This window comes from Staphylococcus caseorum (genome assembly GCF_049943195.1).
Classification (GTDB): Bacteria; Bacillota; Bacilli; order Staphylococcales; family Staphylococcaceae; genus Staphylococcus; species Staphylococcus equorum_A.
On the sequence record NZ_JBNFUA010000001.1, the window covers coordinates 192740 to 205686 of the forward strand.

9 protein-coding genes and 1 pseudogene are annotated in these 12947 nt (G+C 32.3%); 5 read left to right on the plus strand and 5 right to left on the minus strand.

Features of this window, described 5'->3' with window-relative positions; translation table 11 throughout:
• The first annotated feature begins 17 nt into the window (after positions 1-17).
• The 3 genes from ACP3TL_RS00955 (at position 18) to ACP3TL_RS00965 (ending at position 5807) form a co-directional block, all read left to right on the plus strand.
• On the plus strand, positions 18-779 hold the full coding sequence (locus tag ACP3TL_RS00955; RefSeq protein ID WP_046465830.1) for a VOC family protein: 762 nt from the start codon (positions 18-20) through the stop codon (positions 777-779).
• A gap of 367 nt (positions 780-1146) precedes the next feature.
• Positions 1147-2397: a lipid II:glycine glycyltransferase FemX gene (locus ACP3TL_RS00960; protein ID WP_046465828.1), complete on the plus strand. Its 1251-nt coding sequence runs from the start codon at positions 1147-1149 to the stop codon at positions 2395-2397.
• Between the two features lie 209 nt (positions 2398-2606).
• A complete protein-coding gene (locus tag ACP3TL_RS00965; RefSeq protein ID WP_285326325.1) occupies positions 2607-5807 on the plus strand; it encodes an efflux RND transporter permease subunit in 3201 nt (1066 codons plus the stop codon).
• Between the two features lie 213 nt (positions 5808-6020).
• On the opposite strand, the gene mspA is transcribed toward ACP3TL_RS00965, so the two are convergent.
• Entirely contained in the window at positions 6021-6338 is a 318-nt protein-coding gene (gene mspA / locus ACP3TL_RS00970; RefSeq protein WP_046465826.1) for a membrane stabilizing protein MspA, read from the minus strand.
• 64 nt (positions 6339-6402) lie between these two features.
• Complete coding sequence (locus tag ACP3TL_RS00975; RefSeq protein ID WP_002511448.1) at positions 6403-6579, minus strand: SE1832 family protein; 177 nt, start codon at positions 6577-6579, stop codon at positions 6403-6405.
• 149 nt (positions 6580-6728) lie between these two features.
• On the opposite strand from ACP3TL_RS00975, the gene ACP3TL_RS00980 reads away from it, so the two are divergent.
• Positions 6729-7637, plus strand: a complete 909-nt coding sequence (locus ACP3TL_RS00980) for an AEC family transporter (RefSeq protein WP_046465825.1) — start codon at positions 6729-6731, stop codon at positions 7635-7637.
• Between the two features lie 76 nt (positions 7638-7713).
• Here the strand turns inward: ACP3TL_RS00980 and ACP3TL_RS00985 are convergent, their stop codons facing one another.
• The 3 genes and pseudogenes from ACP3TL_RS00985 to ACP3TL_RS00995 all read right to left on the minus strand — a co-directional run bounded on the left by ACP3TL_RS00985 (position 7714) and on the right by ACP3TL_RS00995 (position 10648).
• A complete protein-coding gene (locus tag ACP3TL_RS00985) occupies positions 7714-8505 on the minus strand; it encodes a glucose 1-dehydrogenase (protein ID WP_046465824.1) in 792 nt (263 codons plus the stop codon).
• Positions 8506-8673: 168 nt separating this feature from the next.
• The gene (locus tag ACP3TL_RS00990; protein ID WP_046465823.1) at positions 8674-9531 is read right to left on the minus strand and encodes a RhaT/GlcU family sugar-proton symporter; all 858 of its coding nucleotides are present in this window, start codon (positions 9529-9531) and stop codon (positions 8674-8676) included.
• A 247-nt stretch (positions 9532-9778) separates the two neighbouring features.
• A pseudogene (locus ACP3TL_RS00995) lies at positions 9779-10648 on the minus strand (GNAT family N-acetyltransferase).
• Positions 10649-10769: 121 nt separating this feature from the next.
• On the opposite strand from ACP3TL_RS00995, the gene ACP3TL_RS01000 reads away from it, so the two are divergent.
• Positions 10770-12908 carry a DNA topoisomerase III gene (locus tag ACP3TL_RS01000; protein ID WP_046465821.1) on the plus strand — a complete coding sequence of 713 codons (2139 nt, stop codon included), beginning with the start codon at positions 10770-10772 and terminating at the stop codon, positions 12906-12908.
• Positions 12909-12947: the final 39 nt, after the last annotated feature.

The window sequence follows — 12947 nt, forward strand, 5'->3', positions numbered from 1 at the left end:
AATAAGGGAGATACCTAATGCAGTATTTAAAATTAGACCATATGATTCATTATATTCATCAATTAGATAACTTTAAATATCCGGGACATTTGTTTAAATTACATCAAGGTGGCAACCATGAAAGATTGGGAACTTATAACAGATTAGCCTATTTAAATAATGCATATATAGAGTTGTTAGATGTGTATAAACCTGACGTATTATTAAAAATGATAAAAACAGATGAAGGACGAGTATCGTTTCCTTCAAAAATAGTGCAAGATAATTATAGTCAAGGTATAAAGACGCTGGCATTTCGTACGCAAGATATTCATCAATTGAAAAAAGATTTGGAAACGAGAAATATAGAAGTCATTGGCCCTATAGATATGCATAGGGAAAATGTGAAAGGTGATAAAACATCTTGGAAATTGCTTTATATTGCAGATCCAGATTATAGAGTAAAACCACCATTTTTTATCCAGTGGAATGAAGCTGAAGAAGTGAGAAATGCAAAATTAGAACCGTTGCAACAAAAAGAATTTACGATTAAAACAATTAATTTACACAGCACAGAACGAGAGCATACTGTAAAAAAATGGGAATATTGGTTTGATATGGAAAAAATAAGTGAAACTAAAACGTATACTGCATTAAAATTAAAAAATGATGATGTCGTTTACCACATTTATGATGGTGAACATTCAGGGTATAAATCAGTCACATTACGAGACGATAAAACTTCATCATCTTATACTTTAATTATTCGAGGAACAAGTTACCAATTTGAGGCAGATTAATAAATATAAATATACGCGCTATGTGCAATAATGAAAATGTGTATCAATGAAATAATAAGTGTTAAAATAGTTAAATACGTGGCGACTTTATGTGTGCGCAATAATAATAAGTATACGCATATAACAAAAGACAACGCCGCTAAAATAACTCTTAAGCTTAAGTATGATATTGACAGTGGTTCGATAAAAGCTTGAACTACAAAGATTAAATTAATAATCAGTAATAATCCAATAATAAAAATACGCATGAAAACACCTCGCTTTTTCTTTTAATGTAGTATAGCAAATGAACTGTTTATATGTGAAATTATGAGCGAAGCAATGTATAATATCAAAGTATTGAATTGGTAAAGGAGACATCAGTTGTATGGAAAAGATGAATATCACAAATCAAGCACATGATGCATTTGTTAAATCGCACCCACAAGGTGATTTATTACAATTAACAAAATGGGCAGAAACAAAAACACTAACTGGATGGTATTCAAAACGTATCGCAGTTGGAGAAGAGGGCGAAGTAAAAGGCGTTGCTCAACTGTTATTCAAAAAGGTACCTAAGTTACCATATACGTTATGCTATATCTCTAGAGGTTTTGTTACAGATTACAGTAATAAACTCGCATTAGAAACGCTTTTAGAGTACGCAATGCAAATTGCAAAAGAAGAAAAAGCCTATGCTATTAAAATTGATCCAGATGTTGAAGTAGATAAAGGTGCTGACGCATTAACAAACCTAAGATCACTAGGATTTAAGCACAAAGGATTTAAAGAAGGTTTATCTAAAGATTATATACAACCAAGAATGACAATGATTACACCAATTGAAAAGTCAGATGAAGAACTTATACAAAGTTTTGAAAGACGTAATCGTTCAAAAGTCAGATTAGCTTTAAAACGTGGTACGACTGTTGAGCGTTCTAATAGAGAAGGTTTAAAAACATTTGCCAACTTAATGCAAATTACAGGTGAACGTGATGGCTTTTTAACGCGTGATATTAGTTATTTCCAAAATATCTACGATGCTATGAATCCAGATGGCGATGCAGAATTATTCTTAGTTAAATTAGAGCCTAAGCCAGTACTCAAAGATTTAAGAGAAGACTTATTACAACTTGAGCAAGAAAAAGTTAAATTAGCTGAAAAAAAACAAGATAAAAAAACACTAAATAAAATCAACGATGTAAATAATAAAATCGTTAAAACCCAAGAATTAATTGAAGATATGGAAAAATTAGAACTATCTCACCCTGAAGGTATGTATCTGTCAGGCGCGTTGTTAATGTTCGCAGGCAACAAATCATACTACCTATATGGTGCTTCTTCAAATGAATATCGTGATTTTTTACCAAACCACCATATGCAGTTTGCTATGATGCAATATGCTAGGGAACATGGTGCGACAACTTATGATTTTGGTGGTACTGATAATGATCCTGATAAAGACTCTGATCACTATGGCTTGTGGACATTCAAAAAAGTTTGGGGCACATATTTAAGTGAAAAAATAGGTGAGTTTGACTATGTATTAAACAAACCACTTTATCAAATAATTGAAAATGTAAAACCAAAGCTTACTAAAGCGAAAATTAAAATATCTCGTAAATTAAAACGTAAGTAAAAGCTAGTAAATTAATTAAACGTAAAAATACACAATATAAAGTTTTGAATTAAAATTTATAAAACTTTATGCTGTGTATTTTTTTATTGTTGAATAGATTTAAAAATTCAAAATATTTTATAAAATTATTAGCATGTATGATATTGTAAATTAGAGACTTATGGTAAATTGGATATAGCGAAATGAAAGTACGAGAGGAGATTAAGTGCATGATAAAAAAATTACTACAGTTTTCATTAGGAAATAAATTTGCAATATTCTTAATGGTCTTGTTAGTTATATTAGCTGGCATATACTCGAGTTCCAAAATGAAACTCGAACTATTACCCGATGTTGAACCACCAATGATTACAATACAAACAGCATTACCGGGTGCGACTCCAGAAACAGTAAAGGAAGACATTAGTGATAAAATAGATAGTCAAGTTAGGTCTATGTCTGATGTTAAGAGCGTGAGCGCTCAATCTATACAAAATGCTTCAATGGTAACTGTAGAATATGAAGAAACTGCAGATATGGATAAAGCAGAAAATGATTTACAGAAAGAAATCGATAAGATTAAATTTGATGAAGAGGTTGAGGAACCAGAACTAACAAGAAGTTCAATGGATGCATTTCCTATCGTAGCTTATTCATTTAGTAATAAGGAAGATAACCTCAAAGATACGACAAGTAAAATTAACAACGAACTGATTCCACGTTTAGAAACAATTGAAGGTATACAAACTGCACAACTTAACGGTCAAACGTCACGAGAAGTGTCTGTGAAATTTGATCAAGAAAAATTACAGGAAAGTGGTTTGAGTGCAGAAAGTGTTCAACAATTTCTAAAGAGTGCTACAAGTGAAACACCTCTCGGGTTATTCCAATTTGATAAGACAGAAAAGTCTGTTGTCATTGATGGTCAATTTACATCCGTAGATGCATTGAAAGATTTAGAAATCCCACTAACTGCAGGTGCTGGATCTAGCGCTCAAGGGCAAAGTGCAAGTGATTCAGGTCAACAAGGTGCAGCACAAAGTCAAGGTGGTGCGGGAGCTTCTTCACAAGGTTCTGCAATGCAAGGTGCCGGAGCAAGTAGTGGCTCAGGTGGTGAAAGCGTACCATCAGTGAAGCTAGATGATATTGCTGACGTCTCTGTAGGGGATGTACGTGAATCTATTTCAAAAACAAATGGTAAAGACGCGGTGAATGTACAGGTTACTAAATCACAAGATGCCAATACTGTAAAAGTAGCTGAAGATACCAAAAATGAAATCGATAAATTTGTTGAAGAAAATCCTGATGTCAATTCAACTAAAGTCATGGATACAGCGAAACCTATCCAAGATTCTCTTTACACTATGATTGAAAAAGCAGCTTTAGGTACAATGGTTGCGATTATCGTCATCTTACTATTCTTAAGAAATATTAGAACGACTGCAATTTCAATTGTATCCATACCAATGTCTATCTTAATAGCGATGGTGGCATTGAAATTATCAGATGTTTCATTAAACATTCTTACTTTAGGCGCATTAACTGTTGCCATAGGGCGTGTGATTGATGATTCAATCGTAGTAGTAGAAAATATATACAGACGCTTGTCAGATAAAGATGAGAAATTAAGCGGAGATAAATTAGTTATAAGTGCTACAAGTGAAGTATTTAAACCAATTTTATCATCTACTATAGTGACAATTATTGTATTCTTGCCACTTGTCTTTGTAACAGGTTCAGTAGGTCAAATGTTTAGACCATTTGCCCTAGCAATTGCTTTTAGTTTATTAGCATCGCTTCTTGTTTCTGTAACAATTGTTCCAGCATTAAGTGCAACATTCTTTAAAAAGGGTATTAAACAACGTAGAGAAAAGAAATTAGGTTTGATAGGTAGTAATTACAAAAAAGTATTAAACTGGTCATTAAATCATAAATGGATTGTAATTATAATTAGTACACTCATTTTGATAGCCAGTATTGGACTGGGTGCTGCTAAACTTGGAACAAGCTTTATTTCCACAGGGGAAGATAAGTATATGGCACTTACATATACGCCTGAACCCGGTGAAACTGAAGAAGGCGTTCTAAATAACGCAGAAGAAGTACAGAAATATTTAAATAAAAAAGATAAAGTGAATACAGTTCAATATTCAGTGGGTGGTGCAACGCCGACAGATCCTACTGGAAGTTCAAATAGTATGGCAATAATGGTGGAATATGATTCCAACACACCAAATTTTGATGAAGAACCTGATAAAGTGCTTAGTCATATTGAAGAATATAAACACCCTGGTACTTGGGGTAACCAAGATATGGGCACCGGCACAGACAACAAAGCATTAGAAATTGCAATAACTGGTCCATCATTAGATTCAATTGAAGGAACTGTAAAAAAAGTTGAAGACGAAATGAAAGATGTTAAAGGACTAGCTAATGTTAAGTCAGACTTATCACAAACTTATGATCAATATAATATCAAAGTCGATCAAAATAAAGCTTCAAGCTATGGCTTGTCAGCTTCGCAATTAGCAATGACATTAAATCAAAATACACCTGAACAAACGGTTACGACTGTTAAAGAAAAAGGTAAATCCATAGATGTAAAAGTTAAAGAAGATAAAGATAAAAACTGGACAGAAGAAAAATTAGAAAGCACAGAAGTACAAACACCAACAGGTCAATCTATTGAGTTAAGTGAGATTGCCGATTTAGAAAAATCATCTACACCTAATAAAATTGAAACAGAAGCCGGTGATTACACTGCAACAGTTTCTACAAAAGTAACAAACGATGATGTCGGTGGCATGGCTCAAAAAGTAATATCTAAAGTAAACGATATAGATAAGCCTAATAACGTAGAAACAAAAGTAGGCGGGGCTAATGAAGATATAAGCAAAGCTATATCACAATTAGTATTAGCAATGATAGCAGCAATAATAATTGTTTATTTAGTGCTTGTTCTGACGTTCAAAGGCGCACTCGCACCATTTACAATTCTATTCTCTCTTCCATATACTGTTATAGGTGTAGTAATCGCTCTTGTCTTAACGGGTGAAACGATATCCGTACCAAGTATGATTGGTATGCTCATGCTGATTGGTATCGTAGTAACAAATGCGATTGTGTTGGTAGATAGAGTTATTAATAAAGAAAAACAAGGTCTGGAAATGAAAGAAGCGTTATTAGAAGCTGGTGGTACGCGTATTAGACCGATTCTTATGACAGCTATAGCTACAATTGGCGCATTATTACCAATGTTGTTTGGTGAAGATAGCTCAATTATTATTTCAAAAGGTATGGCAGCGACAGTTATAGGTGGATTAATTTCATCTACGCTATTAACGTTAATTGTAGTACCTGTTATATACGAAATACTATTTAGCTTGAAAGATAAAATTATTAATAAACGTAATAAGAAAAACAAATCATAGATAAATCATATTAGGATGTATGAATGAATTCCTACAGAAAAACTGCTTACACAGTCTTATAACATGTGTAAGCAGTTTTATTTGTTTTTATATAAAAGGGACGGTATAAATCATTTTTTCTTAGTACTTATCCTGTTAGTTAACTGAAAATAATGCACTATGCAAAAAGAGTATTGAAATAGATAACTACTTCAATACTCAATATTTAAATAATTAATATAATACTAATGCTAAAATAGCGTATACCACAAATAGTATAACGGTAATAATATTTAAGATCTGAACGCCTTTAGAATCTTTTTTACCGTTTTTGAAAGCTGTGATTTCTACATTGCCAACGATAAGTAATAGTACGATGAATACCCACCAGTTTATTGCAGGGAAAGATAATGTTGTAATTGCTACAACAAATAATAAGAGCAAGGCCATAATAATACGTAAAATGCGTGTAATGATTGTCGGCATTTTAAATATACTGATGTAGCTTACTATAAGATATAATATTGGTAAAAAGATAAGGTACAGTTGCATTGAATTACATCCTTTCTATGTATGCACTTAATCTTAGCATGTAAAAAATTGATTTACTAGGATGTTATTTACGTTCTTTTTGACTAATTTCTGAACGTACAGATGCAATTTCTTTTTCTATGTCTTCAAGTTGTCGTAATAATGGGTCAACTTGTTGATTAACGGATTCTCTTTTTTCAAGGTCACCTTGTAGTCTCACGTAATCATATTTTAGTTCAGCTAATTTTTCTTTTAAATCCATTTTTACACACTCCTTTTGTATGTGGCATTGGCCACACTGTTTTAGTTTAAATTATAACATGAAATTGAAAGCTTCTAAAATAACCGAGTTATATGTTAAAGTATGAAAATGGAATGAAAACGAAACGATGTAATGAAAGAAGGTTTATTGTGACTCAACAATTTATCATAATTATTTTACTTATTGCATTAGGTTATGCACTTAAAAGAATTAATTACTTTAAGGCAAACGACAGCCAAGTTTTTGCAACATTAGTTCTAAATGTCACATTACCTTCACTCGTGATAGTTAATTTAAACGAAGCAGATTTAGATTTATCACTATCTATCTTACCTATAATGATGATTTTGTATGGTGCTATAACAAAAATAATCATGGTATGGTTCTTTATGAAATATGATAATCAAATACGAGGGACAACGGGTATGATGATGGCTTCACTAAATATAGGCTTATTTGCATATCCATTGGTAGAAGCAATATGGCCCAATACTGGTATGATTTATTTTGGTATGGTAGATATTGGTGGCGCGATTATTATGTTTGGAGTTACTTACTTTGTAGGAAGCTATTTTAGTAGTTCAGGTGATAGCTTTGATTTTAAATATCTAGCGAAAAATCTTCTTAAATCAGTGCCGTTAATGACATATATCATCATGTTTATTTTAAATATGCTCAATATTCATTTTCCGGATCCAGTAATTGATTTCTTCTCTGTATTATCAGGCGCAAATATGCCATTATCAATGATTTTGATAGGGTTAATGTTGAATTTTAGTATAGATAAACGATTTTTACCAATCGCAATGAAGTACATTTTATTACATTATGGTTTAGGTATTATCGCTGGGTTACTCGTATATTTCTTTTTACCAGTCGATGATCAAATGGTAAAAACAACACTACAAGTTGCATGGTTATTACCAGTAGGTGTAGCAATAATACCTTATGCGATTCAATTTAAATATAAGACATTACCACTGGTCGGTATGGTCACCAATTTAACGATTGTTATCAGTATAATTATATTATACATTTACCAAGCTTTATTTGTATAAATAAAAGCACTCCTGTTATTTTACAGGAGTGCTTTTTGCTGTCTCTAATGACTGATAACTAGATTAGTATGTTAGTTTACCCTTTACCACCCATAAATGCAGGATAATTAGTCATGCCACCATCGACATATATTGTTGTGCCATGAATATAATCCGCTAAGTCAGAAGCTAAAAATCTTGCGACGTTAGCAACTTGACTAGCTTCTCCAATGATCTTAGATGGGATCATTTCTAATGTTTCTTCACGTGTTGTTGGATCAGAGAATTTTTCTTTCGTGTGTTCAGTAACGATAGCTCCCGGTGAAATATTATTAATACGAATACCATATTGTGCATATTCCATCGACATTGTTTCCATCATTAATTTTAATCCGCCTTTACTTGCTGCGTAGTTTACATAGTTTGGCCATGGAATTTTATCATGAACACTAGATGTGTTGATAATTATACCTTTTTTATCTTCTTTTAAAAATTGGTTTATAGCTGTTTTTGAACCTATAAATGCACCAGTCAAATTGACGTCAATTACTTTTTGCCATTCTTTTAAAGGCATTTCGTGTGTAGGAATCGGTTTTTCAAATCCAGCGTTATTAATTAAGATATCGAGTGTACCAAATTGATCTACAGCAGATTGAATTAAACGTTCTACATCATCTTCTTTTGATATATCAGCTAGTACCTTGATTGCCTTGCCGCCTGCATCTTCAATTAATTGGATAGTTTGAGACACTACTTCTAAATGGTGTTCCGAGCGATAATTTATAACGACATTAGCTTTTTCATCACCAAACTGTTCTGCCATAGCTTTTCCAATACCGCTACCAGCACCTGTAATCACTACAACTTTACCTTCTAAGTCCTTAAACATAATGTATGACGCCTCCTTGATAGTAATAGTATAAAACAAAAAGTTTAAGACAAATATTAAATGATTAGAGATGAAAGTCACTAATCATTCAATATGCAATGAAAAATTGTCGTTGCCTTAAACTTAATGTTGTTTATCTATTTGTAAAATGATGTTTGATTGTTAATGTTAACCTTTAATATTTCCGAGTACAAAGGCAGCAATGACAATGAGAACAATACCAGCCCATATGCCAGTCATTTGACGTTTGTCTTTACGCTCACCTAATAGGAAAATACCGCCAAGTGTAGATACGATGACTAATAATTGGGATAATGAAAAACTCGTTGCTACACCGACTTTGGGTTGTGAATAGAACATAAATAAATTACCTATCCCCCAAATTACACCTGGAATTAAATTCCATGCAGTACTTTTTATTGATGTTTCGTGTTTAGCTGATAGTATTAAGCCACCAATCGCCATACCTATAGATTGGAAGAAAAGGGCATTCATTCCATCTACACCGAAGATTTGAGCTATAACTACATACACGACGTAACCAACAGTAGAAATTAGTAATATAGGCATTGCTTTACCAAAGTTTTTCGTGTTTTCTGATGCTTCATTTTTGCCTTTAATAGACGTCATAGCAATACCAATAACGAGTAATACCATAGCGATTAGACCTAATGTTACTTGAGTACCAGTACTCCATTCACCTAAAAATACAGCACTAAATAATGTTGTACCTACTAATTGTAAACCAGTAGAGATAGGCATTGTTTTAGACACACCAATTAAACTAATTGATTTCAATTGGTAGCCCTGACCAAGCGCCCAAAAAGCACCTGAAATTAAACCGACAATAATAATAGTGGGGTCAACAAATTCAGCATTGCCAGTTAATAATAAAATAATACCAATAATTAATGCACCAAATGTAGTACCTCTGATTTGGTTATAAGGGCCACCACCAACAAGCACATTAATTAAAACAACACTTCCCCAAAATAACGCGGGTAAAAGGGCAATTAATATATCCATATGTTATATTCACTCACTCTCTATTTAAATAATACTTTCCTTTCAAAACAACTATCTTAGATTGCCCTTGTATGATATTTTAAAGCAAAATATTAATATAGTAAAAAATATTAGATTATATGCAAAATTATTTTGTATCATTGTGAAATGTAATCATTATCTGTATTGGGCATTAAAAACAGAATAATTAAAATAAGCTTAAAATTTGGAGAGATTCCAAATTTTAAGCTTATAAAGGTATAGCGAATTAAATATGAGCAGCGACGTATTTAAATTTTTTATATTCATAATTGATATTAAAGCCTAGCTCGTTAAAACGTTCAACGAGTGTCGTGTTTTTACTACGTATTTTGAAAAAAACTTTTTCTATATCGTGATTAGTAAACGCGATGTGTATGGCGTGTGATAGTAAATCAAATGCTATGCCTTTAAGTCTATAATCAGAGTGCGAAGAAAAATATTTAATTTCTGCCTTATGACTATTTTCAAATATTTGAAGGTAGAGATAACCTTTCAGTAGCCCCTCAGACATAAACATAAATAGGCGATGATGCTCATCTAGTGATTCAACAATTTCATCAGCAGTCATTACATCATGTTTAAATGTGTGTTCATGCAATTTGCTAAATAAACGATAGTAAGCTGGCTGATATTCTGTAATGTTTTGTGCGTGCTCAATTTCACCAATATCTTGTGATGCTACTAAATAATAATCTGTAAAGCTATAAGAAGATTGTATAGTTTTCATAAAATCTAAATAATTTTGTTCTGTTTCTTCAAAAGAAAAGTTGAAACTCGTAGATTCAGATTTGCTCTGTGCTAATGTTTCAAATAAGTTTTAAAATGCTGAAACTGATGGTGTAACTGATTTATTTACGAAAGGACCAAGAACTTTATATTTATTTTGCTCATATTGAAACGCTGATATTAACATGATGATTTGATCTTGATCATCCATCTGTGCATAGACGCCTGGGTCTTCGATGAGTTGCTTTATATTAGTTGTAATATCTTTATGTGCTGGTGGTAATTTGTATAAATAAGAAGCTGAACGATAATCTGCGTTAATTATAAACTGTTCTATCTGGTCATAGTCGTTTAATTTGATAGTTTTCATAAAATACCTCCGTCTGTAAACTATTAAGTTAATTATAGGAACATTTTGATATAAATGGAAGTTTCGATGTGCTATATACATGTTACAATAAATATTATATTGAAATTGAAAGGGCGAAATTATGAAATCACTAATTATAGCTGAAAAACCTTCAGTAGGTAGAGACATTGCAAATACTTTGAACGTTAATGAAAAGCGCAATGGCTATTTTGAAAATAATAAATATATAGTTACTTGGGCGTTGGGTCATTTGGTAACGAATGCAACGCCAGAACAGTATGATAATAATTATAAAGAATGGAAACTTGATGTTTTACCCATTATACCAAATAAAATGAAAACTGTTGTTATAAGTAAGACAAGAAAACAATTTTCAACAGTGCAATCTTTAATTAAGAACAATAATGTTAAAGACATCATCATCGCAACTGATGCTGGTAGAGAGGGTGAACTTGTAGCGCGATTAATATTAGATAAAGCACATAATCAAAAACCAATTAAACGTTTATGGATTAGTTCTGTAACAAATAAAGCAATTAAAGATGGTTTTAATAAATTGCAAGATGGTCGTAAATATGACAATTTATATCACGCTGCATTAGCACGCAGTGAAGCAGATTGGATCGTTGGTATCAATGCAACAAGAGCATTGACAACCAAATATGACGCGCAATTGTCACTTGGTCGTGTGCAAACACCAACAATACAATTAGTACAAATGAGACAAAATGAGATTAATCAATTCAAACCACAAACTTATTTCACAATGAAATTGAATGCAGGTGGCCTTAACTTCCAATGTACTAAACCTCAATCACATCCTGATAAAACTGTTTTTGAAGGTATCAAGAAGGAAATTGAAGGACAAGTAGCAACGATTGAAACAATAACTAAAAGTCATAAAAAATCATATCCACAGCAATTGTTTAGTTTAACTGATTTGCAACAAGAAGCTTATAAACGCTATCACTTAGGGCCTAAAGAGACTTTAAATACATTACAGGCGTTGTATGAAAGACATAAACTTGTGACGTATCCTCGTACAGATTCAAACTATTTAACTGATGATATGGTAGATACGCTCAAAGATCGTTTACAAGCAATTATGGCTACAACTTTAAAAGACATTGCAAAAGGGCAGATGTCACAATCGTTTTCTGCTAAACAAAGATTTGTAAATAACAGTAAGGTATCAGACCATCACGCTATCATACCAACAGAAGTACGTCCTGATATGAATCAATTAAGCCAACGAGAATCCAAAATATACATGATGATTGCGCAAAGATACTTAGAAAATCTAATGCCACCTCATGAATACGAAGCAGTTTCTATAGAATTAAGTGTGGGTGGATATAACTTTACTTTTAAAGATAAAATCACTACAAAATTAGGTTTTAAAGCAGTCTATGATACACAAGAAAAAGCAAATGAACAAATTGCTCAAATGCAAAAAGGTGCAACACTTAAAATCACTCGTGTGAACATAGAGCAACATGAGACCACACCTCCAGCATATTTTAATGAAGGAACTTTACTCAAAGCGATGGAAAGCCCTCAGAAATTCTTTGCATTAGATGATAAAAAACATAATGATACATTAAAAGAAACAGGCGGTATTGGTACTGTAGCAACCAGAGCGGATATCATAGAAAAATTATTTAATATGAATGCGATTGAAGCACGTGATGGCAAAATAAAAGTAACTTCTAAAGGAAAACAAATTTTAGAATTAGCACCAAAAAAACTTACTTCTCCGTTATTGACAGCAGAATGGGAAGAAAAACTTTCACTCATTGAACAAGGTAAATATGATGTGAAACAGTTTATATCAGAGATGAAGCAATTTACGAACGACGTTGTATCTGAAATTAAGGAAAGTGAACAAAGCTATAAACATGACAATTTAACTACAACTGAATGTCCAACTTGCAGTAAATTTATGATTAAAGTTAAAACGAAAAATGGACAAATGCTAGTTTGTCAGGATCCTACGTGTAAAACGAAAAAGAATGTTCAAAGAAAAACTAACGCACGTTGTCCTAATTGTCATAAAAAAATGACGTTATTCGGAAGAGGGAAGGACGCTGTTTATCGCTGTGTTTGTGGTCATACTGAAAGTCAGACTCAAATGGATAAACGACATAAAAATAAAAAGTCAGATAAAATAAATAAAAAAGATATGAAAAAATATATGAATAAAGATGAAGGTATAGAGAATAACCCATTCCAAGATGCACTAAAAGGCCTTAAATTCTAAAATAATCGAACAAACGAAATATATATTTTAACAAAGTTC

Bases quoted from the DNA above. Each gene is read 5' to 3' on its own strand.
- ACP3TL_RS01000 (WP_046465821.1), top strand. From the start codon at position 10,770: ATGAAATCACTAATTATAGCTGAAAAACCTTCAGTAGGTAGAGACATT.
- mspA (WP_046465826.1), bottom strand. From the start codon at position 6,338: ATGCAACTGTACCTTATCTTTTTACCAATATTATATCTTATAGTAAGC.
- ACP3TL_RS00990 (WP_046465823.1), bottom strand. From the start codon at position 9,531: ATGGATATATTAATTGCCCTTTTACCCGCGTTATTTTGGGGAAGTGTT.
- ACP3TL_RS00955 (WP_046465830.1), top strand. From the start codon at position 18: ATGCAGTATTTAAAATTAGACCATATGATTCATTATATTCATCAATTA.
- ACP3TL_RS00975 (WP_002511448.1), bottom strand. From the start codon at position 6,579: ATGGATTTAAAAGAAAAATTAGCTGAACTAAAATATGATTACGTGAGA.
- ACP3TL_RS00965 (WP_285326325.1), top strand. From the start codon at position 2,607: ATGATAAAAAAATTACTACAGTTTTCATTAGGAAATAAATTTGCAATA.
- ACP3TL_RS00985 (WP_046465824.1), bottom strand. From the start codon at position 8,505: ATGTTTAAGGACTTAGAAGGTAAAGTTGTAGTGATTACAGGTGCTGGT.
- ACP3TL_RS00960 (WP_046465828.1), top strand. From the start codon at position 1,147: ATGGAAAAGATGAATATCACAAATCAAGCACATGATGCATTTGTTAAA.